We start from the raw sequence: 26,329 nt of genomic DNA, 5'->3' as shown, positions 1-26,329 counted from the left end.
CCCTCGGCCCCGGATGACGTTCGGCACCGGGAGACGCGCCTAGCCGGCGCCGCCGGCCCCCAGGAACGGCTGGTACATGAGCCTGCCCTGGTTGACCGCGAGGAGCTCGTCGTCCACCTCGTTCCCGGCCCCGTCGAGCACCCGTCGGCGCAGCACGTTGTGACGCGTGAAGACGCCGGGCAGGTCGTTCCTCATCTCGTGCGCGGCTTCATACACCTCGTAGGTGTGCAACGGTGCCTGGTCGCTGGTCCACGCCCCGACGAGGTGCGTCTGCCCGACCGTCAGCGAGAGCCGGAACGTCGCGGACGTGCGGTTCTCGATCTGCAGGTCGAGCACGGGCCACGAGCACGTCGCGCCGCTGCCGAACGGCTGCGTGCGGCCGGTGTCCGGGAAGACGTCATAGGTGTGCCGCCAGCGCTCGACCACGGTCAGCGGTGAGTGCACGGTCATCCAGTACAGGAGGTTGGTCATCTGGCACAGCCCACCGCCGACGCCCTCGTCGACCTCGCCCTGCCGCAGGACCAAGCCGTCGGTGAACCCGCGCCGATAGCTCGGTCGCCCGACCACCCGCCAGAACGACATCCTCTGCCCGGGCCGTAGCGCACTGCCGTCCAACCGCCCGGCCGCGATCGCCAGGTTCACCGCCTTGTTCTCCTGCAGGCGGCGGTCCACCCCGGCCAGCTCGCGGAAGATCGGTGTGCGGTGGGCCGCGACCTCGTGCTCGAAGCCGTCCACGGCCACACGGTCCAGCCGCGCCTGCACGCCGGCCTGCCGCCACTGCCACTCCCGACGCAACCGCCACACTGCCGGCCCGAGCGACCTCCGGGCGCGCTCGCGCACGGAATCGGTGACCCTCGATGTGCCGCCCGGCCTCGTGCCCACCGCAGCTCCGCCCCCGCCCGCCGGGGCTCGATCCCCGTGCTCGCCAGCGCCGATGCGCTCGACGGACGTGATCGTCCCGTCCCCGGGCACGGCATGGCAAGGAGTGCCGGACGACGGTCGTCCAGACCTGGCGTCCGGCGGTCACCAGTTCTGGGTGCCCGGACCGCCCTTGAACGGTCCGACGACGTGCGAGGTGATCCAGCCGCCGTAGAAGCCGCCCTCCTGGGCCTGGACGACCTCGCCGTCGACCGTGCAGCGGTCCATGGCGCCCGGCATCACGGCGATCGAGCCGGCGAGCACCTCGTAACCAGCCGCCGGGTCCGGGTACGTCCACCCAGCACGGGGCGCCACCAACCCCCCGCCCACGACGTCGACGTACGCGGCCTGCCCCTTCCACTCGCACCAGGACGCTCCGGGGACGGCGCGCAGCGACCCGGCGACGAACGCCGACCGGGGCAGGTAGTACGTCGGGGGGTGGCTCGTCTCCAGCACCCGCCCGCTCGACGACGTCCGCGCCACCACCTCACCACCGAGCACGATCACGAGCTCGGCCGTGCACGGCTCGACGCGCGGGGGGCGCGGGTAGTCCCACACCGACTCCTGCCCAGGCGCGGGACGGATCGGGACAGGACGGGGCACGTCCTCGACCGTACGTCGAGCCCGGCCGCGTCGCAGCCCCGCGTCTGGTTCGGCGAGCAGGACGGGTCGCCGCCTGCCGCGCGACGACGCCCGCTGCGGGTGACGATGGCGCGATGACGTCGACTCAGCACGGACCGGACGGCTCGAGCCGACCTACCGGAGCATGCGAGCCGACACCGGCACACGCGGCCATCCGTGGTACCAGAGACGCGCTGCGCCCCCGACGGGCCAGCTGCCTCGGGCAGGCGGGCGCAAGCCGGTGGCCCGACCGGTCAGGGCGCGCGAACCTCGAGGACGTCGTCGAGCCCCGCGAAGTCGCCGACGTCCCGTGTGACCAGCACCGCGCCGTGTGCGTGGGCGGTCGCTGCGATCAGCAGGTCGAACGCGCGGGCCCGCGGCTGCCGTCCGGCCGCGACGGTCTTCGTCGCCAGCAGCGCGTACGACGACGCGACCGAGTCATCGATCGGCAGGGCGGCGAGCGCGCCCTCTGCACTCGACAGCACCCGCATCCGCGCCGCCCTGCTCTCGGGTGTCCGCGCGATCAGGACTCCGAAGCGCAGCTCGGCCAGCGTCGCCATGCTGATCGCGGCTTCGTCGCCCGTATCGGTAGGCACCAGCCCGTCGATCAGGACGTTCGTGTCGAGGATGAGCCTCACAGGTGAGCGTCCCGCTCGAACGGGTCGGTCGGCGCGCCGTCGACCAGCGACATGTCCTGGTCCCAGTGCGGGTCATCCACCCCGGGGAAGAGTGCCGCCAAGTCCGTGACCGGACGCCAGGTCGGTCGGGTCTCGAAGTGGGGCACGAGGTCCGCGACCGGCCGTCCGTGAACAGTCACGACGACGCGCTCACCCTCCTCGACGCGACGCAGAACTCCTGACGCATCCTGCCTGAGCTCCCGAACCCCCACGGTCGTCATCCACCCAAAGTAGCACCGTGTGCTACTCAGGCGCAGTCGAGCTCGGTCGCTCGCGCCTGGACTGAGACGTCAGCCCGGGAGATCCCGACAGCCCACACCAGGTCGCGCAGGGGGTGGCTCAGATCCTCGACGGGTCCGGTCCGAGCCGGCGTTCGCCAGGCTCTGCGGGGTCGCCCCGATCCCAGCTTCCTCGGGGACGACCACCCGCCACCGACTCAACCGCGGCGGTCACCGACAGGCCAACGCAGCCCTCTACCTGGTCGTGATCGTACGGATGCAGCACCACGAACCGACCGGGTCCTACGTCACCCGCCGCATGACCGAGGGCAAGACCAAGTCCGAGATCATCCGCTGCCTCAGACGTCACCTCGCCCCCGCGCTCTGGGCCGCGATGCGACCCCTCCGCGTCGTAGCGACGGGTGCAGCGCAAGCCGCTTGACAGACGGAGGAGCATCAACGCCCTCGCTGAGGCGTTCAACTCCCTGTTCAAGGCCGAGCTCGTCCGCAGCAAGGGTCCGTGGAGAAGCGTCGACGGCCTCGAGATCGCCGTCGCGGAGTACGTCGACTGGTTCAGCCACCGGCGCCTGCACGGCAAGATCGGGCTGATCCCACCCACCGAGCACGAAGACAACTACTACCGTCAGAACGACGCACCGACAACCGTCGACGCGTCACTTGCGGGCCCCCACTGAAGCCGGGTTCAGACTTCCCTTGCGAAACCACCCACGCGCGGCCGGGAGAACCGCTACTTTGCACACGCAGGCATCTTGACTCGACGCGCACTGACAGGGGAGCTTCGGGCCGCATCACCTACTACAAGGCCTCTCCCAGTGCGACGGCGAAGGTGAGCTACTGCGGAAACAACGGCAAGCCTTCAGTCGCGGACATCGCGATCGAAGGCAAGCCGCCGGCGGACACTGGACCGGCATGATGGTCGAACCGAACGAATCCCGCACGCCTACCACCCAGATAGGTAGCATCGACGCGCACGAGGAGCCCCCGAAGCGGCGCCGCCGCATTTCGATTGCCGCGTCCGCAATCCTCGCAATCGTCGGGGTGACCGCTTGGCTTGTATTCCGGACCGTCCCGGGTGGCCCGCTGGAGGGCAGCGACAACACCGGCGTGATCGTCGACGGTTTCCCTGCCGACACGTGGGTAACCTTCGGGCTGCAAGACCTCACCAACCCAAGCGACAAGGACATCACCGTTGAGCACATCGAGGTGCTCTTCGGGGAGATCCCATTGCAGATCGCAGACCCGATCGACGCGATCGGTCCCGAGCGCGTGTTGCAGCGCGGCTCGAACCTGTTCGACGTTGCGCCAGGCTGGCCGCGGGCCGCGGGCAAGCCAGTCGAAGGAATGGCCATCCGCGCCGGTGACGACATCGGGCTCGAGTTGTACATCGGAGTGAAGGTTCCAGACGCGCAGTCCGGCATCGGAACCCTCGCAGGCGTCAGGGTCACTTACCGTGCAGGCTGGCTCCGTTACGCCAAGACGTTCAGGACCGGGCTCACGATCTGCCCACAGGGCGACGCGGCGAAATGCGATTCATACGAGCCGCCAACTATCGGGTGATCGGTCCGCGTCAGGTAGTCGGTCGGCGACGTCCCGCCCTGCGCGGCGAACCTGTGCCAGGCTGGGCGCCCGGCCCGCTGTGTGCGGTCCGGCTCGTACAGCGGGCTCGGGGCCCACGAGGCCGGACGAGGCCCTCGTACGACATCGTCGCGTAGCGCTCCTGATCGGCGGCGTCACTGATCGGCCATGTTCCGCGGTTCAACTCCCACGGCTCGGTGTCGGTGAAGTCGGCCCGCCAGCCGATCCACGAACGCCCCCAGGCGTCGTCGGCAGGAGCTTCGTGCCAGCCCGTGAGGTGGAGGTTCACCTCTGCCGACCTCGCGGCGGTCGCGCCAGTAGGCCAACGCCACGACCCCCGCCGGCCCTCCAAGTCCCCGGGCCAGCGGACGCCAGCATGCTCGGGACATTCGACGTCGCCGTCGCATCTCGACACCGCGGCGCCGCAATCAGTCGCAGAACGCCGCAACGACACAGCATTCAGGAGATGGACTCCGCAACTGCTGCGCGGAACCTACACCGGCGGCGGCTTAAGCCTGCATGTCGACGAAGCGGCTGAAGTGGCCCTGGAAGGCGACCGTGATCGTGTCCGTCGGGCCGTTTCGGTGCTTGGCGACGATCAGGTCCGCCTCGCCCGCTCGCGGTGATTCCTTCTCGTACGCGTCCTCGCGGTGGAGCAGGATCACCATGTCGGCGTCCTGCTCGATGCTGTTGTGGACGGCGATGCCGTTGGCGATGAAGTTATGGGTCCCCACGACGGTCGCGTCGAAGACCTGCTGATCCCCCATCGGCTCGATCGCGACGACCTCGTCCCACAGCAGGTCGTTGACGGCGTCAACCTGCAGGTCGGCGCGGTCGAGCACGTCGACGACCTGCGCGAGCGGCGCCCGTCCTTCGGCCTGGGAACGAGCGGCCGCGGCCATCAGGACCGTGCGGACCTCATCCCACATGCGGACCGGCTCGGTCGACGCATCGGCGTCGCGTTCCCGGACCCGCCTGAGCAACTCGTCCGCGGTGACCGCGTGACGGCCCTCGATGCCGACCTCCTGAAGGAGGCGCCGCAGGTCGTCCTTCTCCACCAGCTCGAGCACCATGCCGTCGGTGGACCGGCGGATGCGCGTGGAGATACCGAACCGCAGCAGCAAGCGGCTCACGCCGTCGAGCACGCGGCGACCGGTTGCCCGAAGGGTCACCAGGCCCGTCCCGCCGTCGAGCGTCACCGCGCCGTTCTGGGTCAGCAGTGTGCGTAGGAACAGCGCGATCTGCGGCTTGGGCAGGTGGAACAGCGAGGCCGGCAGCGACTCGCCGAGCTGCTCCCACACCTCGTCGTCCCAGACTGCGGCACCCGGGGCGGTGCGCCCGGCGATCATGCGCGCCAGCATCGTCACGTCGCGGTCCAGCCACGTAGCCGTCTGCTCCGGGCCGGGGACGTGCCTCGGCACGCCGATGCGTGAGCCGGGCTCGAGCTCGCCGAGTGGGGTCCAACCTTCGTACGTCAGGAACGGGTGGTTCGCCGTCGCGGTGACCTCCTTGCCGGAGGCCAGGCGGAGCCGGTAGGTGGGCTTGACGCCCGTCGGGAACACGTGGGTCAGGTGGCGTCGGACGTACTGCAGCCGATCGTCGAGCGCCCACACCGGCACGTCGGTGGCGCGCAGCGCGTACAGCTCGCCGAGCGTCGTCTCGGCACCGGTGTCCGCGCGCAGGACGCGCGTGTCCTCCGTGAGGCATCCCGACTCGCGAAGGTCGCTCATCTGCGGCTTCTTGTCCGTGCGCTGTTCCGGACCACGGTTCAGCTGCGAGATCGCGATGACGGGGACCTCGAGCTCCTTGGCGAGGAGCTTGAGCGCACGCGAGAACTCGGAGACCTCCTGCTGGCGCGACTCGACGCGCTTGCCGGACGTCATGAGCTGCAGGTAGTCGATGACGACGAGCTTGAGGTCGTGCCGCTGCTTGAGGCGCCGGCACTTGGCACGGATCTCCATCAGCGACATGTTCGGCGAGTCGTCGATGAAGAGCGGTGCCGCGGAGATCTTGCCCATCGTCTGAGCGATCTTCGCCCAGTCGTCCTCGCCCATCTGACCGGTGCGCAGCTTCTGCAGGTGCACTCGCGCCTCGGCCGACAGCAGTCGCATGACGATCTCGTTGCGACTCATCTCGAGCGAGAACACGACAGCCGACATGTTGTGCTTGATGGCGGCCGATCGGACGACGTCAATTCCCAGCGTACTTTTTCCAATAGCCGGCCGGGCGGCGACGACGATCATCTGGCCGGGGTGCAGGCCGTTGGTCAGGCGGTCGAGGTCGGAGAAGCCCGTGGGGACGCCGATCATGCCCTCGCCGCGGTGACCGGCGGCCTCGATCTCGTCGACGGTCCCGCCGATGATCTCGGACAGCGGCAGGTAGTCCTCGGACGAGCGTCGCTCGGTGACCGCGTAGACCTCGGCCTGCGCGTTGTTGACGAGCTCGTCGACGTCGCCGCCGTCGGTCCCGTAGCCGAGCTGCACGATGCGCGTGCCGGCCTCGACGAGCTTGCGCAGGATCGCGCGCTCGCGCACGATCCGCGCGTAGTACCCGGCGTTCGCGGCCGTGGGGACGGACGCGATGAGGGTGTGCAGGTAGGGCGCACCGCCGATGCGGCCGATCTCGCCGCGCTTGGTCAGCTCGTCGGCGACGGTGATCGCGTCCGCGGGCTCGCCGCGGCCGTACAGGTCGATGATCGCGTCGTAGACGACCTCGTGCGCGGGGCGGTAGAAGTCGGTGCCGCGGATCTGCTCGATGACGTCGGCGATGGCGTCCTTCGAGATCATCATGCCGCCGAGGACCGAGCGCTCGGCCTCGAGGTCCTGCGGAGGGGTGCGGTCGAACTCGCGCCGTCCGGATCCGGCGTCGGACGGCATGCCGTACTCGAGCTCTTCGATCGTCACCTACGCACCCAATCCCCGCTGGACGAAGTCCTCGAACCCGTGTTCTACCCCCACCCTCCGACATGCACGGCGAAGCACCGCTCGTGGGAAGGTTCCCGCGCACAGTAGGACCGCCGGGGTGCGCCGCGCGAATCGCCCAGAGCCCCTGTGGAAACACGCCGTCGAACCTGTGGATCGCCGTGGGGACGCCTGTGCATCAAGATGTGCACAGGCCGTGGACAGACTTGTGGATACCGCGGGTCGGGTCGGCGAATCGCCGGTGCGACGAGCACATACGCAGTTCAACGGGTGTGGAGCACGCCAGGGGGTCGGAACCATCTCAGCCACCGGACAGCCCCGTGTCACGATCGACCGGCAGATCCTCGCCCTCGCGATCCCCGCGCTCGGGGCGCTCGTCGCAGAGCCCCTGTTCATCCTGGTCGACTCGGCCGTGGTCGGGCACCTGGGCACCTCGGCGCTCGCGGGTCTGGCGCTCGCCTCGAGCGTGCTGCTCACGGTCGTCGGACTGTGCGTGTTCCTCGCCTACGCGACCACCGCGTCGGTCTCCCGCCGCCTCGGCGCCGGGGACCACGCGGGTGCGTTGCAGGTGGGTGTGGACGGGATGTGGCTCGCGCTGGGGCTGGGGGTGGTCCTCGCGGCGGGGCTGTGGATCGCCTCGCCGTGGGTGGTCGCCTTCATGGGCGCCGACGACGAGACCGCCCGGCAGGCCGTCACCTACCTCCGCTGGTCGGCGCCCGGCCTCGTCGGGATGCTCGTCGTCCTGGCCGCGACCGGGACCCTGCGCGGGCTGCAGGACACCCGCACCCCGTTGGGCGTCGCGGTCGTCGGCGCCGTGGTGAACACCGTCCTCAACGTCACGCTGGTGTGGGGGCTGCACCTCGGCATCGCGGGATCCGGCGCCGGCACCGCCCTGACCCAGCTCGGCATGGGCGTGGTGCTGGGGCTCGTCGTCGTGCGCGGTGCGCGGGCCGCCGGGTCGTCGCTGCGGCCCGCCGCCGGTGGGATCTGGGCGAGCGCGCGGCACGGGTTGCCCCTGCTCGCGCGCACCGCGACGCTGCGCGGCGCGATCCTGCTCACCACGTGGGTCGCCGCGGGGCTCGGCGCGGTGACGCTGGCCGGGCACCAGGTCGTCAGCTCCGTCTGGGGGCTCGCGGCCTTCGCTCTCGACGCGCTCGCGATCGCCGCGCAGGCTCTCGTCGGCCATGCCCTGGGCTCGGGCGACGTGCCCCGCACCCGGGGCATCCTGCGGCGCACGCTGCAGTGGGGGGTCGGGGCGGGCGTGGTGCTCGGGCTGATCCTCGGTGGCGCGGCCGCGCTGTACGCGCCGCTGTTCACGTCCGACGACGAGGTGCGGCACGCGATCGTGCTCGGGATGCTGGTCGCCGGCGTGTGCATGCCGATCGCCGGGTGGGTGTTCGTGCTCGACGGCGTGCTGATCGGCGCGGGCGACGGCCGGTTCCTCGCGTGGGCGGGGCTCGTCACGCTCGTCGTCTACGTGCCGTTCGCCCTCGCGGTGCGCGCGTACGCCCCGCCGGGCGCCGACGGCCTGTTGTGGCTGACCGCCGCGTTCTCCGGCGTCTTCATGCTCGCCCGCGCCGCGACCACCGGCTACCGCGCCCGCGGCACGGCCTGGATGGTCACGGGCACCTGACGGGGCCCGAACCGCGCGGCCCGACAGCCGCGCCGCCCGGGTCACGCCCGGTCGTGCAGGGTGATCTGGTAGCCGTCGGGGTCGGCGAACGTGAACGTGCGGCCGAACGGTCCGTCGACGGGGGCCGCGACGATCGTGTGCCCGTCGGCCGCCAGGGCGTCGTGGATCTCCTGCACGTCGGTCGCGTGCAGCCAGACGGCCGCGCCGATCCCGGGCCGGGGCGCGGAGTCGAGGTCGGTCCCGGGCATCACGTCGCGGACGGCGAAGGCGATGGGCCGGGTCTCGAAGACGACGGCGTGCGGGGGACCGGCCGGCGACCGGACCAGGCCGAGGTACTGCTCGTAGAACGCCTGCGACGCGGCGAGGTCGCGGACCTGCAGGGAGACGAAGTCGGGACCGGTGACGGGCATGGGGGCTCCTCGGGGTCTGTGTCAGGTTCCTGACACGGAGAACGTATGTCAGGATGCTGACATGGGTCAAGGGGATGCCGGCGTCGACCTCGGGACGTCCATGGGCTACGCGCTCAAGGAGGTCTCGGCCGCCCTGCGCACGGCCATGGAGGAGGTGCTCCGGCCGCTCGGCATGAACGTCACGCGGTACGCGTGCCTCGAGCTGCTCGCCCAGCGGCCCGGGATGTCGAGCGCGGAGCTCGCGCGGCGCGCGTTCGTCACGCGGCAGTCGATGAACGCGCTGCTCCAGGCGCTGGAGCAGGAGGGCTACGTCAGCCGGCCGAGCGAGGCGCCCGTGGGGAAGGTCCTGCCCACCACGCTCACCGACGCGGGGCGGCGCAGCCTGCAGCAGGCGACGGTGGCGGTCCGGTCCGTCGAGCTCGCGATGCTGACCGGCCTGACGCCCGACGAGCAGCGCAGCGCGTTCGACGCCCTGCGGACCATGGTCCGGAACCTGCGCGACGACAGCGACGACGAGCAGTAGCCCTCCGGGCTGCGCCGTGACCGCGGCTCAGCCGCGCGTCCGGTCCAGCCGCTCGGGCTCGGGCTGGAAGCCCGCGGAGCGGTAGGTGGCGACGGCCGTCACGTTGGCGGTCGGCGTGCAGACCAGCGCCGACGACGAGCCGAGCGCCCTGAGCTCGGCCGCGGCGGCGAGGCAGATGCGCCGCCCGTACCCGCTCCCGCGGTGCGCGGCGTGCACGCCCATCGGCTCGAGCAGCCCCGGCCGCCCGGGACCGGCGGACCAGACCGTGACCCCGGCGACCGGCACGCCCGCCGCGTCCCGGCCGAGCAGGCACCGCGCGTCGACGAACGCCGACCCGGCGGCCATCGTCTGCCAGACCTCGTCGGTGAACCGCTCGTTCCCCCACGCCGCGCGGTGGACCGCGGTGAACTCCGCGGTCCGCCCGGCCTCGACCACCTCGACGTGCAGCCCGTCGACCTCGACCGGGTCGGTGAGGTCGCGGCGCAACGGCGTCCAGGGCCCGCCCGCACCCCACCCGCGCTCGCCCAGGAGCTCGTGGACCCGCGTCGCGTGGGGCGCCTCGACCACCACCGCACCGTCCGGCAGGACACCTCGCACGGGGTCGCACACGTCGGCGACGACCTGCTGCGCGACGTCGTCGTCCTGCCACGCCCCGGGTGCGACGGTCATGCGCAGCGCGTCGGGACCGTCGAGCAGGCCGATCGCGACGACCTCGTCGTCCCGGCTCCAGGTCCGCACGGCGGCGGCCGCGGCGTCGGTGCCGAGCCGCCAGTACCAGCCCAGGTCACCCGGGTGCAGCTGCAGGGGCGCGGACTCGTCCTGCCAACCGCGCAAGGTCTCGACGACGCGGGGCAGCAGCTGCGGTGACGGCGTGCCGAGCTCGACGGTCATGGGCTGATCCCACACCGACAGCACCGCCGTCTCACGGCATTTCCGCCCGCCGCGGAGCGATCTGGGGCCCGCGCCCTGCCGGCATCCGCCCGCGCGGGCTTGACCTTCGACTCGGGTCGAAGGTCTACCGTCGCCGCATGAGCTACCGCATCGCTGAGGTCGCCGGGCTGGTCGGGGTGCCGGCCACGACGCTGCGCTACTACGAGGACATCGGCCTCGTCACGCAGCCCGCCCGGGGTGGCAACGGCTACCGGTCCTACGACGACGACGACATCGCCCGGCTGCGGTTCATCACCGCGACCAAGAACCTCGGCATCCCGCTGACCGACGTCGCCGACCTGGTCAAGGCGTACGACCTCGACGACTGCTCGAGCGTCGCGCACCAGGTGGTCGAGATGGTCGCCGTGCGGCTGGTCGAGACGCAGACGCGCATCGGTGAGCTCGTGGCGCTCGCGGCCCAGCTGCAGCGCGTCTCGGCGCGGCTCGCCGAGGCCGAGACCTCGGGCCCGTGTGGGCAGGGGTGCCCGTGCGCAGCCGCGGCGCCGGAGCCGCTGGCGGACCGGCGCACGTTCGTCCCGCTGACCCGCGCTCCGGGCACAGCACCGGACGCTCCCGTGATCGCGTGCTCGCTCGACGCCGGCTCGGTGCCCGACCGGGTTGCCGAGTGGCAGGGCCTGGGGGCCCGGGCGGTGCGCCGCGAGCCGATCGCCGGCGGCGTGGCCCTCGAGTTCGTGGCCGCGCCCGAGCTGGTCGCCGAGGTCGCCCGGCTGGCTGCCGCCGAGCAGGACTGCTGCACGTTCTTCGACTTCACCGTCCGGCTCACCACGGGGCAGATCCGCCTCGAGGTGCGCGCACCCGACCACGCCGCCGACGTCGTCGCCGCGATGTTCGGCACCGCGGCCTGAACCCGCACGAGCCTCGGCCGCACCGCACTCGGTTCCGGCCGCGATCCCCTCTGCTCGCACACCCCTGGGAGACGCCATGAACGCCTCGACCACCCCCGACCACGCGACGAGCGCGAACGCCACGACGAAGAAGGGGGTACTGGCTGGGTTCGGCCTCGCGCTGGTGTGTGCCGTGGCCTGCTCCGTGCCGCTGATCGCCGCGGGCGGCGTCGCGGCGGGGGTCGGGGCGTTCTTCACGGGTGGGGTGGCGCTCGCGCTGGGCGTGGTCGCACTCGTCGCCGTCGTGGTCGGTGCTGCCCTGTGGCTGCGAGGCCGTCGGGCTGCCGCGGCGACGACCGAGCCGGAGAGCACGTGCGGGTGCGGCGGCGCGTGCTGAGCGCGACCACTCGACGACCTCGCACGGCCTGCCGCGAGCGGGAGCCGAGGCACGAGAGACTGCGCGCATGACCGTGCTGCGCTCGCTCCTGCTGTTCGCCGTCGCGGCCGTCGCCGAGATCGGCGGTGCGTGGCTGATCTGGCAGGGCGTGCGCGAGCACCGCGGGGTCGTGTGGATCGGTGCCGGAGTGGTCGCCCTCGGCGCCTACGGCTTCGTCGCGACGTTGCAGCCGGACGCACACTTCGGGCGGATCCTGGCGGCGTACGGCGGGATCTTCGTGGCCGGCTCGCTCGCGTGGGGCATGGCCGTCGACAAGTTCCAGCCCGACCGTTGGGACGTCGTCGGCGCGGCCATCTGCCTGCTCGGCGTCGCCGTCATCATGTACGCCCCACGCACCTGACCCCGAGCCGCCCCATGAGGTCGCGGTGACGCCGCCCAGGTTCGCCCGGAAGGCACCCGATCTGGCTGAATCCGCGCTTCCGACGAGGATGGGCGATACGTATCGGTAGCCGGTGCGCAAGCGCACACGCGGTACGTCGAAACTCTCAGGTGAGCGCCTGATCCTGTCGATTGCTGGACCATGAGCGGAGCGAGCAGAGACGACCAGCGGCGCGATGACGTCGCGGGTGTCGCTCGCCCGCCCGTGATCGGGTACCTCGCCCCGAACGTGCACGGGTACTTCTACGGCAGCATCCTCGACGGCGTGATGGACACCGCGGCCGCGCACGGAGCCAGGGTCCTGGCGATCCAGGCCCGCGAGGCGGGGTTCTTCAAGGCGATCTCGGACGAGCAGTTCACGGCCCAGGTCGCCTGGGATCATCTCGACGCGCTCGTCGTGGTGGTGACACCGGCCGACGACTCGTACCTGCACGAGTTCGCCGCCACGGGCAAGCCGCTGGTCACCATGTACGCCGCGCCGTCGGGACTGGCCTGTCCCACCGTCGTCCCGGACAACGTCCAGGGCGTCTCGGCGGCCGTGGACCACCTCATCGGCCACGGGCACTCGGACATCGTCTTCGCGGGCCGGGAGCCCGCCAACGCGGACGACGCGATCCGGTACGACGCGTACCGCGGGGCGATGGAGGCCAACGGCCTGGTTCCGACCGACCCGATCATGGTGCCCTGGACCGGTGAGGAGAGGCACGACGGCTCGGCCGCCGCGCGACGCCTCAGGGAGCTGGACCGGATGCCCACCGCCGTGGTCGCGTGCACCGACGCGACGGCGATGGCGGTGGTCAAGGCGCTCACCGAGGACGGCCTCGTCGTGCCGGACGACGTCGCGGTGGTCGGCTTCGACGACATCGCCGCGGCCGCCGAGCACCACCCGCCGCTGTCCACCGTGGCACAGAGCTTCAGCCTCGCGGGCGTGACCGCCTGTGGGTTGGCCCTGCGCGCCCTGAGCGGGGAGCACATCGAGCCCGGCCAGCACTGCATCCCGGTCAAGCTGGTCGTGCGCGAGTCCTGCGGCTGCCAGGCGACCGTGGCCGAGACGGTGCCCGGCCGGGCGGCCCTGGACGAGGTGAGCCAGCCGTTCGTCGACCAGCTCGGTGACGCGCTGTACGGCGACGAGGAGCTGCCGTCGCCGCAGCACCTCGGGCTCCAGCTTGCGGTGCAGCGCCTGGTCACGCTGTTCGTCGAGACCCTGCGGGCGACGGACTCCGAGCCGGGCGCCCTGCTCGAGCTCGACAAGGCGGACAAGGCCGCCGCGGACGCCCTGCGCCGCGCGGTCTCCCGGTCGCGGTACCCCTTGAGCGCACTGCTCGTGGTGCGTCAGCTCGCGGAGGCCGTGGTCGACCACCTCGCCCCGGGGGACACGCTCGCCGGGGCAGCCGTGCAGGAGCGTGCCGTGGACGTCGCGACGCGCGCGCTGCAACGCCACCTCGAGCACGACAGCGCAGTCGTGCTCAACCAGCACGTCGACATCCAGCGTCGCCACTACCGGATCAGCACCGAGCTGGTGCGACGCAAGGGCCGCAACGCCAGGTCGTTGACGTGGCTGGCCGACACCGGCGTCCGCACGGCCAGCCTCGCGCTGTGGAACGACCTGGGAGAGCTGCGGCTCGTGGGCGTCTACCCCGGCGACGCGACCGGCACCGGGCTCGACGAGCCGTGCGACGTGCGGGCCTTTCCCCCGGCAGCCCCGGAGCAGCCCGGCGGGACCGAGCACGACGAGCTGACGTTCGTCGTGCCGGTGACCTTCGACGGCAACGACCACGGCTTCCTGGCGCTGACCGGCGAGTTCGACGTGATGGAGGAGGCGGTCTTCGAGCGGGTCAACCACTGGGCGGTGCTGCTCTCGGTGGCCCTCGAGCAGGACCGGTCGCTCGAGCGGCTGCGCGTCAGCGAGGAGCGGTACGCCCTCGCGGCCGAGGCCGCCAACGACGGCATGTGGGACTGGGACCTGGTGACCGGCGCCGCGTACTACTCGGCGCGCTGGAAGGCGCTGCTCGGCTACCGCGACGACGAGCTCGACGCCACGTCCCAGGAGTGGCTGACGCGCATCCACCCGGCCGACCGTGCCGCCTTCGACAAGGCGCTGGCGGACCACCTGTCCGGACTCGAGCCGTCGCTGGAGGTCGAGTACCGGCTGCGCACCGCGGACGGCAGCCACCGCTGGATGATCACCAACGCGTTGTCGGTGCGCGGCACTGACGGTCACGCCATCCGGCTGGTCGGCTCGATGACCGACGTCACCGAGCGCAAGGAGCTCGAGGACCGCCTGCGCAACGACGCCCACTACGACCCGCTGACCGGACTGCCGAACCGCGCACTGTTCCTGGAGCGGCTCGACCAGACGATCCTGCGCACCCGGCGCAACCCCGACTCCACCTTCGCGGTCGTCTTCCTCGACCTGGACGGCTTCAAGGTGGTCAACGACAGCCTCGGCCACCAGGTCGGCGACGAGCTCCTGGTCGAGGTCGCCACCCGGCTCTCCGCCGGCCTGCGGCCCGGCGATACCGTCTCCCGGTTCGGCGGCGACGAGTTCGTCCTGCTCCTGGACGACGTGCGCGACATCTCCGGCCTGCCCGAGGTCGTCAGGCGCCTGCTCACCGTGATGTCCGTGCCTGTGGTCCTCACCGAGGGCACGCGCGCGGTCAGCGCCGCCGCTGGCATCGCCGTGTCCGCGAGCGGCTACACCTCGGCCGACGAGTACCTGCGCGACGCCGACACCGCCATGTACCGCGCCAAGGCGCAGGGGCCCGGGTCGGTCGTCATGTTCGACGGCGCGATGCACGCGCGCGCGATGGCCCGCCTCCAGCTCGAGTCCGCGCTCGACCAGGGCATCGCGCTCGAGCAGTTCGAGCTGTACTACCAGCCGATCGTGCGGCTGGACACGCGTCGCATCGTCGCACTGGAGGCCCTGATCCGCTGGAACCACCCCGAGCGCGGGCTGGTCCCGCCCAACGACTTCCTGCCCGTCGCGGAGGCCACCGGCCAGACCCGTCAGATCGGGCAGTGGACCATCACCCAGGCATGCCGCCAGATCGCCGAGTGGCGCGGGACCGTCCCCGGCTTCGACGGCATCACCGTGAGCGTGAACCTGTCCAACCGCCAGTTCTGGGACCCCGAGCTGCTGCCGACGCTGCGCGCCGTCATCAACCGCTACGACGTGCCCGCCACCTCGATGATCTTCGAGGTCACCGAGGGCGTCATCATGCACAACCAGGACGTCGCGGTCAGCTTCCTGCGTCAGCTGCGCGACGAGGGCATCGAGTTCCAGATCGACGACTTCGGCACCGGGCACTCGTCGCTGTCCGCCCTGCACGAGCTCCCCGTCGCGGCCCTGAAGATCGACCGCTCCTTCATCCAGCGCATGCAGGCGAGCGCGCGCAGCCGCGAGCTCGTCGGGCTCATGATCACGATGGGCGCGCGCTTCGGCCTGACCGTCATCGCCGAGGGCGTCGAGACGGAGGACGAGGCCGCCGCCCTCGCCGAGCTCGGCTGCCCGTTCGTCCAGGGCTACCTGTTCTCCCGCCCGGTCCCCGCAGCCGAAGCCACCCACCTGCTGCTCGCCCAGGCCGCCGACGCCGTCCCTGCTCCGGTGTGGGTCGAGGCCTGACCTGACCCGACAGCGCGTGGTGCGCGCCACGCCACGACGGTCAGTGGCGGAGGCGGGTCGTGAGCCAGTCCAGCGCCGCGTCGCGGTACCACGCCTGGTGCACCCGGAGCCACGGCGACGTCTCCACCGGCGGGCGGCCGGCAGCATCGACGAAGTACCCGGCCAGCGCGACGAGGAACGCGTCGATCGAGGCGCGTGGGACGTCTCGGGTCAGGGAGTGCGTCGCGAGGATGCGCTCGGCGTCGAGTCCGTCGCCGTGCACGCTCACGAGCAGTCCGACGAGGTCCACCCAGGGCGCGGCCAGCTGGATCCAGTTCCAGTCGCACACCAGCACCCGGCCGTCCGTGGCGAGCAGCACGTTGTCGTCGCGCAGGTCGAAGTGCACCGCCGTGGTCCCGGATGCGGCCTGCGCCCACGCTCCCTCCCTGACCGCGAGCTCCGCGACGCGCGCCCGCCACGGGCCCGGGACGAGCGCGAGGTCGACCTCGCCGGACGCGCACCGACGCCAGAAGTGCAGGTCGCCGTCGAGGTCGGCGGTCGTGCCGAGCGGGAGCAGGGCGTCGGGCGCAGGTGTCAGCGCCTCGGCGAGACCCTCGAGGGCGGCGAGCACCGCGGCCAGCTCGTCGGGCTGCCACGGACGCTGCGGCGTCGCGCCCTCGACGTCCTCGAACCCCAGGACGACCCAGTCGCCGGCCTCGACGCTCCAGAGCAGCCGTGGCGCCGCGACGGTCTCGGGCAGCAGGGCGACGACCCGCGCCTCGTGCCGGTACGCCGGGTGGGCGTGCTCGCCGCGCGACGCCGTCGCGGCCTTGACGAAGACGCGCGTGTGGTCGGCCAGCTCGAGGCGGCTCGCGAACCCCTCGGTGAACCCGCCGTCCTGCGAGTGGGCGTGCAGCACGGCCGCCCCGGCGTGCGACTCGACCGCCGCGCGCACGGCGTCGGGCAGCTCGTGCCACGCGGGCCGCAGCGCGGTCCTGCGGTGAGGCGCGAGGCGCTGGGCGCGCTGGGCGTCGGTTCTCGCGTCGTCGTGCATCCCGGGACGCTAGCGGGCCGTGACCCGGCCAGTCGCTCGAATACCCGTCGGGCGCTCTGCGGACCGGGTGCGGGGTGACGAGCCGAGGGCCGGCCCGGTCGCGCAGACCGGGCCGGCCCTCGTCGTTCCCTCTCGACCGGTCAGCCGACCTTGACCAGCTGCCACTGCTGGTTGGCGCCGTTCCAGCTGCTGTACTGCACGATGTTCGCGCCGTCCGCCGTCGAGGCGCCCTGCACCTCGAGGGCCTTGCCGCTCAGGCGGCTGATGAGCGTGGCGTACCCGCCGGAGACGGTCGCCCGCCACTGCTGGTTGGTGCCGTTGTTGTCGCTCCACTGCACGATCGCCGCACCGTCAGCGGTGGACTTCGCGTACACGTCGAGGTTCTTGCCCGACAGACGCGAGCGGATCTCGTAGTACCCGTCACCGGTGCTCACGAACTGCCACTGCTGCTGGTTGCCGTTGTTGCGCGACCACTGCGTGATCCGGGCGCCGTCGTTGGTCGCCAGGTTGTAGACGTCGAGCGCCTTGCCGCTGTTCCGGTTGAGCAGGACGTACCAGGCGCTCGTGTCGATCGAACCGTCACCGCCGCCGCCGTTGTTGCTGCCGGCGTTGAGCGCGTTGAGCACCGAGGTGTAGGCGGCCTTCTTGTTGCCCGACGAGTCGAACAGCAGCGGGTTGGCCCCGGTGCGCCACGAGTCGCTGTCCCGCACGCCCCACACGGTGATGCCGTTGCACCGCGCGACCGCGAGGCAGGCGTTGGTCACCGCGGCATACATGTTCGCCTGGTTGCCGCCCTGCTCGATGTCGAGCTCGGTGATCTGCACGTCGACGCCCAGGTCGGCGAACCGTTGCAGGTTCGCCTGGTAGTCGCCCGGCAGGCCCGTGCCGAGGTGCGACTGGAAGCCGACGCAGTCGATGGGCACGCCGCGCGACTTGAAGTCACGGACCATGTTGTAGACGCCCGTCGACTTCGCGTTGATGCCGTCGGTGTTGTAGTCGTTGTAGCAGAGCTTGGCGCCGGGGTCGGCGGCGCGAGCGGCGCGGAACGCCGCCTCGATCCAGTCGTTGCCCGTGCGCTGGAGGCTCGAGTCACGGCGGCTGCCGCGCCCGTCGTCGGCGAACGCCTCGTTGACGACGTCCCACGAGTGGATCTTGCCGCGGTAGTACGTCGCGACCTTGGTGACGTGGTTGATCGCGGCGTTGCGCAGCGCGCTGCCGGACAGGTTCTGCGCCCATCCGGGCATCTGCGCGTGCCACAGCAGTGCGTGACCGCGGACCTGCTTGCCGTTGTTGCGCGCCCAGTTGGCGATCTGGTCCCCGCGGCTGTAGCTGAAGGAGTTCTGCGACGGCTCCGTCGCGTCCCACTTCATCTCGTTCTCCGCGGTGATCATGTTGAACTCGCGGTTGGCGATCGACGAGTACGTCGAGTCGCTCAGCCGGCCGGCGGCGATCGCGGTGCCGAAGTACCGGCCCTTCTCCGCGGCCGACGCCCCGAGCGTCGAGGCCGCCTGCGCGGGGTTCGCCAGGGCGACGGCCATGGTCGCCACCAGCCCGGTGGTGGCGAGGAGTGCGCTCGCCTGTCGTCGCCATCCGGGGCGGCGCAGGTGTGCGGGCGTCGTGCGCATGATGTCTCGCTCTCTTCTCGGTGGCCTCGCGTCGGTCGCGGGGTCGGCGGTTCGTCGCACGACGAAGCAGCCCTCGTCGTGCGGCGACGGTGGATCAGTCAGGACGCCCGGGTCAGGGCGTCGTGAGGTCGAAGCTGCGGACCGTGACGGCTCCGCCGAGCGCCTGCGTGGCGTAGTTGAAGATCCCGAAGCGGTAGCCCATGAAGAACTCCCACTGGTTGTTCAGGGTGAACGCGGGACCGAGCGGTACGAACGTGGTGCCGTCGGTGCTGTAGGAGAACGTCGCGGTCCGGCCCGAGCCTGGGCGGATGTCGGCGGTCGTCCGCAACCAGATCCGGCCGCCGGACACGTTCGCCGACGCACGCTCGACCCCGGTCCCGGTGGTCGCCCACGAGCTGTTCATCGTCAGCCCGTCGGTCATGACGACGCGCGTCGAGCCGCCTGACTTGACCACGCCGATCCACGCCGACGACTGCCGCAGCATCGCCAGGCCCGACCGGTCGCCGTTGGCCATGGCGGAGTAGTCGAGCTCGACCGTCGCCGTCGACGACGGGCCCTGGATGCGGTGGGTCAGGGTGTTGCGCGCGTTGTAGAGGTCGTTGGTGACGGTCGCGGTCTGCAGCCGCAGGCCGTTGCCGACGCTGAACCGGCTGGTGTCCGGGTTGTGGTTCCACTCCCAGCGGTGGCCCAGGGTCGGGCCGACGAAGGTGTCGCGGCCGATCATCGGGGCGACCGTCTTGCTCGTCGTGATGTTCGGGCGGTTGTACGTGGTGCCCCAGCGCCCGTTGACCGTCTGCAGCGTGGGCCACCCGTCGCCGGTCCAGGTGATCGGTGCGAGCGTGGGCACCCGCCCACCCGGGAAGGCGTCGGTGAAGGCCATGTACCACCAGTCGCCGGCCTGCGTCTGGACGAGGCCGCCCTGGTGCGGGACGCCGCCGCCCGAGATCGGGCCGGGCAGGTCGAGCAGCACCTGGCGCATCTCGTACGGGCCGAACGGCGAGCTCGAGCGCAGCACGTACTGGCCGTTCGCGGGACGCGTCAGCCAGATGTAGTAGTAGCCGTTGCGCTTGTAGAACCGGGCGCCCTCGAGCGTGCCGACGTTCGACGGCGTCTGGAACACCTGCTGGGCGCGCACCTGCCCGGTGCCGTCCGCGTTGAGCTGCGCGACGCTGATCGTCCCGTTGCCGTACGCCACGTACATCGTGTCGTTGTCGTCGACCAGCAGGCCCGCGTCGTAGTAGCAGCTGTTGATCCGGGCCTTCTTCGACCACGTGCCGTCGACCGCGGTGGCCGTGTACACGTAGGTGCGGTTGAACTCGGTGCAGCCCAGCCAGTAGTAGGTGGAGTTGCTCTTGCGGTAGCCGAGCGTCGACGCCCAGATGCCCTTGACGTACTTGCGGCCGCCGGACAGGTCGTACCCGCTGTCGTCGAAGTCGAGACGCGGCACCGAGTGCCCGGCGTACTCCCAGTTCACCAGGTCGTACGAGCGCAGGATCGGGGCGCCGGGGGAGTAGTGCATGGTCGACGCCGAGTAGTAGTAGGCGTCGCCGACGCGGATGATGTCGCCGTCGGCGAAGTCCTGCCAGACCACCGGGTTGGTGAACGTGCCCGTGGGACCCGGCGGGGTCGTGGGCGTGGGCGTAGGCGTCGGTGTGCCGCCGAGGCGGACCAGCTGCCACTGCTGGTTGGCACCGTTCCAGTCGGAGTACTGCACGACGTTGGCGCCGTCCGCAGTGGACGCGTTCTGGATCTCGACGGCCTTGCCGCTGTTGCGGCTGATCAGCTGGATGTAGCCGTCGACGTCCTGGATGCTGAACTGCTGGTTCGTCGCGTTGGTGTCGGTCCACTGGATGAGCGCGGCGCCGTCGGCGGTCGACCGGTTCGCCACGTCCAGCACCTTGCCCGAGACCCGCGACTTCAGCCGGTAGAAGCCGTTCCCGGAGTCGAGGAACTGCCACTGCTGCTGCGCACCGTCGTTGCGGGACCACTGGGTGATCCGGGCGCCGTCGTTGGTGGCGAGGTTGTAGACGTCCAGGGCCTTGCCGCTGTTGCGGTTGACGAGCACGTACGACGCCGAGGTGTCGATGGTCGCGGCGGTCGCGGTGGGTGCCCCGCCGACCGCGACGAGGCCGGCGAGCGCGACGGCGAGCACGACGAGGAAGGCCTGTCGGCGTCGGCGCCGACGAGGTCCGTGCGGCTGCTTCGTCGGGAGCTGTGCGGGCGGTGGTGCGGTGTCGACGTCGTCGTCGCGCATGGTCGTCTCCTGTGCGGTGTGAGACTCACGGGCTCCGCGTGTGATCGCTAACACGGGCGGATGTCGCCACTGTGGCACGCACCGAGACAGACCCGACCAGCGGCCAAACGATTAGTGCGACGGACCGACGCGGAGCGCCGCCGAGGACGCGGGGGGCCGCCGGGCCGCTCGCCGACGGTCGACGACCTCGCGGAGGGCCACGACTGCGGTGAGCGCGCGCGGTGACAGCAGCAGGACGCCGAGGACGAGCGCCTCGTAGAACGCCCAGGTCGTGGGCCCGGCGGAGACCAGCGAGTCGCGCATCCAGCTCAGCAGGTGCCAGGTCGAGGGCACGAACAGCACGACGAAGAACCACGCGGCGACGGCCATCCCCGCGACGTGCACGTACCGGTACCAGCGCGCGACCGCGAGGTCCCGCGGCGGGCTCGCGGCCAGAGCGGCGCGCTCGTCGGGCGTGAGCCGACGCACCGTGCGCCGCAGCAGCAGGCGCGTGGTCCGCTGCAGGTGCGTGCAGCCGAGGACCGCCGTCATGACGGCGTACACGTCGCTGCGCAGGAACACGAAGAACTGCACGACGATCGCGGACACCTCGACGAGCGCGAGCGCCGCGAGCAGTGCGTCCGGTCCGACGCCGGCGACGCGCAGCGCGAGGACGACCGCCAGGACGACCGCGTCGAACGCCATGCCCGCGACCAGCGGCCCGACCCGCCGTCGCGGCGGCAGCGCCCACAGGCCCGTCAGGTTCGTCTCGAAGGTCAGGAAGTACAGCCGCCGCGTGATCCGCAGCCGCGCCGGGACGCCCAGCGCCGCGGCCGCCATGACGTGCGCGAGCTCGTGCAGCCCGGCGAGCACGTATGTCAGGACCGTGAGCGCGGCGAGGCTGCGCGCCGGGGTGCCCAGGAAGAACACGTCGAGCGCGTCGGGGCGCACGTCGGGCACGACGACGAGCATCGCCACGACCGCGGCCGCGCACAGACCCGCGAACGCGGCACCCCAGCGTGAGAACAACCAGCGGGCGCGGGCGCGCGGCGCGACGACGAGGCCCCGCGTGGTCGGCGCGGGCGACGCACCGGCGCCCGCGCGCTCGTCGTCCACCTCGGCGACGAAGCCGAGCCGCACGAGGCTGCGCGCGAACGCCAGCACGTCGACGGGCTCGGTCGAGCCCGCGGGCGTCACGGCGGCCTCGACCGCCTCGACCGTCAGACCGGCCTCCAGGAGGTCCAGAGCCTGGGCGCCTACCGCGGGGATCGCCACGAACCGCCCGGTGTCGGCGCGTCCGACGACGACGCGGTCGCCCTGCGTGGTGCGCGTGAGCGGGTGCAGTCGCAGGACGGAGCCGGCCCGGACGTGCGGTGCTGGAGTGGGCTCTGCTGGGGTGGGCGCTGCCGGGGTGGGCGGCGCGGCGCTCGCGCCCGCGTCGAGCGTGGTCATCAGGCGGCGGCGGTGCGCGCCGCGCGTCCGGCGCGGGTCCCGCGGGCCGGGGCCGTCGCGCAGACCGGGCAGTCCGGGTCGGCGGGCCACGCGTCGGTCGTCGTGCGGCCGTCGCTCGCGAAGTCGACGAGCTGGTAGCGACCGAGGGACACCGGCGCGGTCAGCCCGGTGAGGAACCGCATCGCCTCGAGCGACACGAGCCCGCCGAGCACGCTCGTCACCGGCCCGATCGCCCGGTTCACACGCGCCTGCTCGAGCACCCGCGGCCGGTCGACGACCTCGCGGTCGATGCCCGTGGCCAAGCGCTCGCGGTGCCGCTCGAGGCACTCGCGGCACGCGCTGCGGCCCGGGTCCACGGACCAGTACAGCCCCTGCGTGTACGCCAGGCCGCCGCGGATGAACGGCACCCCGGCGGCGACGCACGCCTCGTTGACCCAGCGGTCGACCTCGTCGGGCTCGTCGATCGCCGAGACCACGAGGTCCGGCAGCGTGCTCAGCGCGGAGCCCCGCAGCAGCGCAGTGACGTCGTCGGGCGACTCGACCCGACGCGCGAACGCCTCGACGCGCAACGTCGGGTCGAAGGCGGTGAGCCACTGCGCGACCCGCTCGGCCTTGGGCTGGCCGAGCTCGGCCTCGGTGTAGGTGAACTGCCGCGCGAAGTTGCGCAGCTCGACCCGGTCCTGGTCGACCACGGTCACCGCGCCCACCCCGAGCCCGGCGAGGTTCATCAGCACCGCCGACCCGAGCCCGCCGGCGCCGAGCACGAGCACGTGCGCGTCGCGCAGGCGAGCCTGCGGCTGCTCGCGCGGGACGTTCAGGGTGGTGAACGCGTCGAAGAACGCGAGGTTGCTGAAGTAGCGCTCGCGGTCGTGCGTGTCGAACGTCTGCGGCGCGGCGGCGTCCTCCAGCCAGCCGAGGTGGTCCAGCTGGGCGAGCACGGCGGCGACGTCCGCCTCGGTCAGGCCGGGCGCGCGGCCGCGCAGCGCGGATGCGAGCTGCGCGGCGTCGCGGGTGCCGTCCTGCAGCAGCCTGAGCAGGGCGAGCACCTGGCCGTCCGGGTCCGCGACCCGCGTGCGGACCTTGGGGTCGAGGCTCACGATCAGCTCGCCGTCGCCGGCGAGGCAGTTGAGCGACTTGAGTCGGGGCAGCATGGTCGGTCCTTGAGCGAGGCGAGCGGGGTCGGACGAGAGGAGCCGGCCCGGTCGTGGTGACCGGGCCGGCTCCGTGCGGCTCAGGCGCCGCCGGCCTCAGGGTCGAGGTGGATCCGCGTCGCGGTGATCTCCTCGACGTCCATGATCTCGATCGTCATCTTCCTTGCACCCCCCTGCTATCTCGCCGTCCTGCGTCGCTCTCGCGGCGACAACGGGGAGGAGGACCGGGGGCGGCCCGGGCAGATACGGCGACGCGACGGTCTTCACCCTGCGCGGCGGGTCGGGGGGCGGCGGACGACGCTCGTCGTGTCCGATAGATTGCCGCTGCCCGCCCGCTCCCATCGGGCGTGCGCGAGCCTGGTGCGACGACGCGAAGGGGATGGTTGTGCCGACGATGGCCGACGTCGCGCGGCGTGCCGGCGTGTCCGCGAAGACCGTCTCGAACGTTCTGAGCGGCTACCCCTACGTGCGCGAGTCGACGCGCGAGCGCGTGCTGGCGGCCGTGAACGACCTGGGCTACGAGATCAACGTGACGGCGCGCATCCTGCGGTCGGGGCGCAGCGGGCTGATCGGGCTCGCGGTCCCGGAGCTCGGCCAGCCGTACTTCGGCGAGCTCGCCGACGAGGTGCTCGCGGCCGCTCGTCGTCGCGGCGTGCACGTGCTGATCGAGCCGACCGGCTTCACGCGCGAGGGCGAGCTCGAGGCGCTGCGTGAGCCGCGTCGGCGCCTGGTCGACGGTCTGGTGTTCAGCCCGGCGGCGCTCGACCAGAGCGACGCCCACCTGCTCGAGAAGCTCGACTACCCGCTGGTCCTGCTCGGCGAGCAGGTCTTCTCGACGCACGTCGACCACGTGACGATGCACAACGTCGAGGGCGCGCGGGCCGCCACGGACCTGCTGCTCGACGTGGGCCGGCGCCGGATCGCGGCGATCGGCATGCTCCACGCACCGACGGCCGGTTCCGCGTCGCTGCGGTTCCAGGGGTATCGCGAGGCGCTCGAGGACCGCGGGCTCGCGGTCGACGACCGGCTCCTGGGCTGGGCCGACGACGGCTGGCACCGCGCGAACGGCGCGCGCGCGATGGCCGCGGTGCTCGACGCCGGCGTCGAGGTCGACGGCGTGGTCGCGTTCAACGACGCGCTCGCGCTCGGCGCGATGTACGAGCTCGGGGTCCGGGGCCTGTCGATCCCGCGGGACGTGGCGGTCGTCGGGTTCGACGACGTCGAGGACGCCCGGTACTCCGCCCCGGCGCTGACCACGGTGGACCCCGGTCGTCGTGAGATCGCCGAGGTCGCGGTGGACCTCCTGCTGCGCCGCCTCGACGAGGTCGCGTCCCCTGACCTGCCGCGACGCCCGCCCGTGCTGCACGTCGCCGACCTGAGGCTCGTCGAGCGGGAGAGCACGCCGCGCCGCGACTGAGGTGCGCGGCCCCGGGGGCGCGCGCGCGGGCACGCGTGCTCCGTTCCAGGAACGTGCGCAGACCGTGACAGAACGGTGATCCCAGACGATTGACACCACCGCCCGGGGTTGCCACGGTGTTCACGGACGCGTTCTCCAACGGTGAAGAAGGCGGTTCTGAACCGTGGTGGACGAGTGCGACAGAACAGCGCGCGGGTCCGCGCATCGTCGCCTCGTCGGCGCGGCTGCATCACTCAACGAGGAGTACGGAGGCAGCTCGGATGAAGATGAGGGCGATGCTCGCGGCAAGCACCGCGATGCTCCTGTGTGCCACGGGTCTCGCAGCCTGTAGCAGCGACGACGGCGGCGGCGACGGCGAGACCGGCGGGAAGGTCTCGATGACCTTCTGGCACAACGCGTCGACGGGTCCCGGCAAGGCGTTCTGGGACGACACGGTCGCGTCGTTCATGAAGGACAACCCCGACGTCACCATCAAGGTCCAGTCGATCCAGAACGAGGACCTCGACGGCAAGCTCCAGACGGCACTCAACTCGGGTGACGCGCCGGACATCTTCCTGCAGCGCGGCGGCGGCAAGATGGCCGCGATGGTGCGGGCGAACCAGCTCCTCGACATCACGGACCTGGTCTCCGAGGACACCAAGAAGCTCATCCCCGAGGGCTCGTTCAAGGCGAACGAGCTCGAGGGCAAGACGTACGCGATGCCGATCGCGGTGCTCCCCGGTGGCCTGTGGTACTCGAAGGACCTGTTCTCGCAGGCCGGCATCATGGCGACACCGAAGACGATCGACGAGCTCAACGACGCGGTGACCAAGCTCAAGGGCACGGGCGTCGCCCCGATCGCGCTGGGCGCCAAGGACGCCTGGCCGGCCGCGCACTGGTACTACTTCTTCGCGCTGCGCGCGTGCAGCCCGCAGACGCTCGAGGACACGGCCGCGTCGATGAAGTTCGACGACCCGTGCTGGCTCGACGCCGCGGAGAACCTCGAGGCGTTCGCCGCCACCGAGCCGTTCAACCAGGGCTTCCTGACGACCTCCGCCCAGCAGGGCGCCGGCTCGTCGGCCGGCCTCGTCGCCAACCACAAGGCCGCGATGGAGCTCATGGGCGCGTGGGACCCGGGCGTTATCGGCTCGCTCACGCCCGACGAGAAGCCGCTGCCGGACCTCGACTGGTTCGCGTTCCCCGAGGTCCCGGGCGGCAAGGGTGAGCCCGGCTCGATCCTCGGCGGTGTCGACGGCTACTCGTGCTCGGCCAAGGCGCCGAAGGAGGCGTGCGCCGCGTTCCTCAACTACATCGCGCGCACCGACGTGCAGGAGGCGTACTACCGCGCCTTCAACGCGCCGACGGTCAACACCGAGTCGCAGAAGGTCATCGAGGAGCCGTACCTGAAGAGCGTCCTCGAGGCCTACAACGCGGCGCCGTTCGTGTCGCAGTGGCTCGACACGGTCTACGGGCAGAACGTCGGCAACGCGCTGAACGTGGCGATCGTCGACCTGCTCGCCGGCAAGCGTGACGCCGCCGGCGTCGTCCAGGCCGTCAACGACGCTGCCGCCAAGTCGTAAGGGGCAGCAACGCAGATGTCGTCCACGCGAGCGAGCTCGCACCCCGCGAACGGCTCGCCCGTCGACCTGCCGACCGGCGGGGACGGTACCCCTGTGGTGCCGCCCCCGCC

At 71.7% G+C, this 26,329-nt stretch carries 23 protein-coding genes; 11 read left to right on the top strand and 12 right to left on the bottom strand.

Annotation, left to right across the window (positions count from 1 at the left end; translation table 11 throughout):
- Nucleotides 1-39 precede the first annotated feature (39 nt).
- The 4 genes from CGE01nite_RS09605 to CGE01nite_RS09590 all read right to left on the bottom strand — a co-directional run bounded on the left by CGE01nite_RS09605 (nt 40) and on the right by CGE01nite_RS09590 (nt 2,437).
- On the bottom strand, nt 40-735 hold the full coding sequence (locus tag CGE01nite_RS09605; RefSeq protein ID WP_229747325.1) for a VanW family protein: 696 nt from the start codon (nt 733-735) through the stop codon (nt 40-42).
- 288 nt (nt 736-1,023) lie between these two features.
- Nucleotides 1,024-1,521, bottom strand: coding sequence for a DUF427 domain-containing protein (locus CGE01nite_RS09600; RefSeq protein ID WP_141370554.1), 498 nt, complete (start codon nt 1,519-1,521; stop codon nt 1,024-1,026).
- A 272-nt stretch (nt 1,522-1,793) separates the two neighbouring features.
- Entirely contained in the window at nt 1,794-2,177 is a 384-nt protein-coding gene (locus CGE01nite_RS09595; RefSeq protein ID WP_141370552.1) for a PIN domain-containing protein, read from the bottom strand.
- A complete protein-coding gene (locus tag CGE01nite_RS09590; protein ID WP_141370550.1) occupies nt 2,174-2,437 on the bottom strand; it encodes a type II toxin-antitoxin system Phd/YefM family antitoxin in 264 nt (87 codons plus the stop codon). The genes CGE01nite_RS09595 and CGE01nite_RS09590 overlap by 4 nt, the downstream gene beginning before the upstream one ends.
- Before the next feature lie 19 nt (nt 2,438-2,456).
- On the opposite strand from CGE01nite_RS09590, the gene CGE01nite_RS09585 reads away from it, so the two are divergent.
- The 3 genes from CGE01nite_RS09585 (at nt 2,457) to CGE01nite_RS09575 (ending at nt 4,012) form a co-directional block, all read left to right on the top strand.
- Nucleotides 2,457-2,876 (top strand): transposase, encoded by a 420-nt coding sequence (locus tag CGE01nite_RS09585; RefSeq protein ID WP_197080751.1) that lies wholly within the window; start codon nt 2,457-2,459, stop codon nt 2,874-2,876.
- Nucleotides 2,857-3,129, top strand: a complete 273-nt coding sequence (locus CGE01nite_RS09580; RefSeq protein WP_141370548.1) for an integrase core domain-containing protein — start codon at nt 2,857-2,859, stop codon at nt 3,127-3,129. Before CGE01nite_RS09585 ends, CGE01nite_RS09580 begins: the two co-directional genes overlap by 20 nt.
- 235 nt (nt 3,130-3,364) lie before the next feature.
- Nucleotides 3,365-4,012, top strand: a complete 648-nt coding sequence (locus tag CGE01nite_RS09575; protein ID WP_141370546.1) for a hypothetical protein — start codon at nt 3,365-3,367, stop codon at nt 4,010-4,012.
- A 527-nt stretch (nt 4,013-4,539) separates the two neighbouring features.
- On the opposite strand, the gene CGE01nite_RS09570 is transcribed toward CGE01nite_RS09575, so the two are convergent.
- On the bottom strand, nt 4,540-6,933 hold the full coding sequence (locus tag CGE01nite_RS09570) for a replicative DNA helicase (RefSeq protein ID WP_141370544.1): 2,394 nt from the start codon (nt 6,931-6,933) through the stop codon (nt 4,540-4,542).
- Between the two features lie 316 nt (nt 6,934-7,249).
- Here CGE01nite_RS09570 and CGE01nite_RS09565 point away from each other — a divergent pair, with 316 nt between their 5' ends.
- Nucleotides 7,250-8,584, top strand: a complete 1,335-nt coding sequence (locus CGE01nite_RS09565) for an MATE family efflux transporter (protein ID WP_048341993.1) — start codon at nt 7,250-7,252, stop codon at nt 8,582-8,584.
- Between the two features lie 41 nt (nt 8,585-8,625).
- Here the strand turns inward: CGE01nite_RS09565 and CGE01nite_RS09560 are convergent, their stop codons facing one another.
- On the bottom strand, nt 8,626-8,994 hold the full coding sequence (locus tag CGE01nite_RS09560; RefSeq protein WP_048341952.1) for a VOC family protein: 369 nt from the start codon (nt 8,992-8,994) through the stop codon (nt 8,626-8,628).
- Nucleotides 8,995-9,055: 61 nt separating this feature from the next.
- Between CGE01nite_RS09560 and CGE01nite_RS09555 the strand changes: the two genes are divergently transcribed.
- The gene (locus tag CGE01nite_RS09555) at nt 9,056-9,517 is read left to right on the top strand and encodes a MarR family winged helix-turn-helix transcriptional regulator (RefSeq protein ID WP_048341951.1); all 462 of its coding nucleotides are present in this window, start codon (nt 9,056-9,058) and stop codon (nt 9,515-9,517) included.
- Nucleotides 9,518-9,544: 27 nt separating this feature from the next.
- Here CGE01nite_RS09555 and CGE01nite_RS09550 read toward each other — a convergent pair whose 3' ends face one another.
- Nucleotides 9,545-10,408, bottom strand: coding sequence for a GNAT family N-acetyltransferase (locus CGE01nite_RS09550; protein ID WP_141370543.1), 864 nt, complete (start codon nt 10,406-10,408; stop codon nt 9,545-9,547).
- Between the two features lie 137 nt (nt 10,409-10,545).
- On the opposite strand from CGE01nite_RS09550, the gene CGE01nite_RS09545 reads away from it, so the two are divergent.
- The 4 genes from CGE01nite_RS09545 to CGE01nite_RS09530 all read left to right on the top strand — a co-directional run bounded on the left by CGE01nite_RS09545 (nt 10,546) and on the right by CGE01nite_RS09530 (nt 15,749).
- The gene (locus CGE01nite_RS09545; protein WP_141370541.1) at nt 10,546-11,313 is read left to right on the top strand and encodes a MerR family transcriptional regulator; all 768 of its coding nucleotides are present in this window, start codon (nt 10,546-10,548) and stop codon (nt 11,311-11,313) included.
- A 76-nt stretch (nt 11,314-11,389) separates the two neighbouring features.
- The gene (gene merT / locus CGE01nite_RS09540) at nt 11,390-11,689 is read left to right on the top strand and encodes a mercuric ion transporter MerT (protein ID WP_048341949.1); all 300 of its coding nucleotides are present in this window, start codon (nt 11,390-11,392) and stop codon (nt 11,687-11,689) included.
- 67 nt (nt 11,690-11,756) lie between these two features.
- On the top strand, nt 11,757-12,089 hold the full coding sequence (locus CGE01nite_RS09535; protein WP_141370539.1) for a YnfA family protein: 333 nt from the start codon (nt 11,757-11,759) through the stop codon (nt 12,087-12,089).
- Nucleotides 12,090-12,269: 180 nt separating this feature from the next.
- The gene (locus tag CGE01nite_RS09530) at nt 12,270-15,749 is read left to right on the top strand and encodes an EAL domain-containing protein (protein WP_141370537.1); all 3,480 of its coding nucleotides are present in this window, start codon (nt 12,270-12,272) and stop codon (nt 15,747-15,749) included.
- Between the two features lie 40 nt (nt 15,750-15,789).
- Here the strand turns inward: CGE01nite_RS09530 and CGE01nite_RS09525 are convergent, their stop codons facing one another.
- The 5 genes from CGE01nite_RS09525 to CGE01nite_RS09505 all read right to left on the bottom strand — a co-directional run bounded on the left by CGE01nite_RS09525 (nt 15,790) and on the right by CGE01nite_RS09505 (nt 23,243).
- Nucleotides 15,790-16,782: a phosphotransferase family protein gene (locus CGE01nite_RS09525; RefSeq protein ID WP_048341947.1), complete on the bottom strand. Its 993-nt coding sequence runs from the start codon at nt 16,780-16,782 to the stop codon at nt 15,790-15,792.
- A 140-nt stretch (nt 16,783-16,922) separates the two neighbouring features.
- Nucleotides 16,923-18,407 (bottom strand): glycoside hydrolase family 10 protein, encoded by a 1,485-nt coding sequence (locus CGE01nite_RS09520; protein WP_141370535.1) that lies wholly within the window; start codon nt 18,405-18,407, stop codon nt 16,923-16,925.
- 112 nt (nt 18,408-18,519) lie between these two features.
- Entirely contained in the window at nt 18,520-20,661 is a 2,142-nt protein-coding gene (locus CGE01nite_RS09515; protein ID WP_141370533.1) for a family 43 glycosylhydrolase, read from the bottom strand.
- 111 nt (nt 20,662-20,772) lie between these two features.
- Nucleotides 20,773-22,092 carry a hypothetical protein gene (locus CGE01nite_RS09510; RefSeq protein ID WP_141370531.1) on the bottom strand — a complete coding sequence of 440 codons (1,320 nt, stop codon included), beginning with the start codon at nt 22,090-22,092 and terminating at the stop codon, nt 20,773-20,775.
- A complete protein-coding gene (locus CGE01nite_RS09505; protein WP_048341944.1) occupies nt 22,092-23,243 on the bottom strand; it encodes a HesA/MoeB/ThiF family protein in 1,152 nt (383 codons plus the stop codon). Before CGE01nite_RS09505 ends, CGE01nite_RS09510 begins: the two co-directional genes overlap by 1 nt.
- Before the next feature lie 379 nt (nt 23,244-23,622).
- Here CGE01nite_RS09505 and CGE01nite_RS09500 point away from each other — a divergent pair, with 379 nt between their 5' ends.
- Together CGE01nite_RS09500 and CGE01nite_RS09495 are read left to right on the top strand one after the other, a co-directional pair.
- Nucleotides 23,623-24,660: a LacI family DNA-binding transcriptional regulator gene (locus CGE01nite_RS09500; RefSeq protein WP_048341943.1), complete on the top strand. Its 1,038-nt coding sequence runs from the start codon at nt 23,623-23,625 to the stop codon at nt 24,658-24,660.
- A 260-nt stretch (nt 24,661-24,920) separates the two neighbouring features.
- Nucleotides 24,921-26,219, top strand: a complete 1,299-nt coding sequence (locus tag CGE01nite_RS09495) for an ABC transporter substrate-binding protein (protein WP_048341942.1) — start codon at nt 24,921-24,923, stop codon at nt 26,217-26,219.
- Nucleotides 26,220-26,329: the final 110 nt, after the last annotated feature.

Origin of the sequence: Cellulomonas gelida (assembly GCF_006538725.1) — a bacterium.
Lineage (GTDB): Bacteria > Actinomycetota > Actinomycetes > Actinomycetales > Cellulomonadaceae > Cellulomonas > Cellulomonas gelida.
The sequence above is the reverse complement of the archived record's forward strand: the minus strand, read 5'-3'. Positions and strand labels throughout refer to the sequence as shown.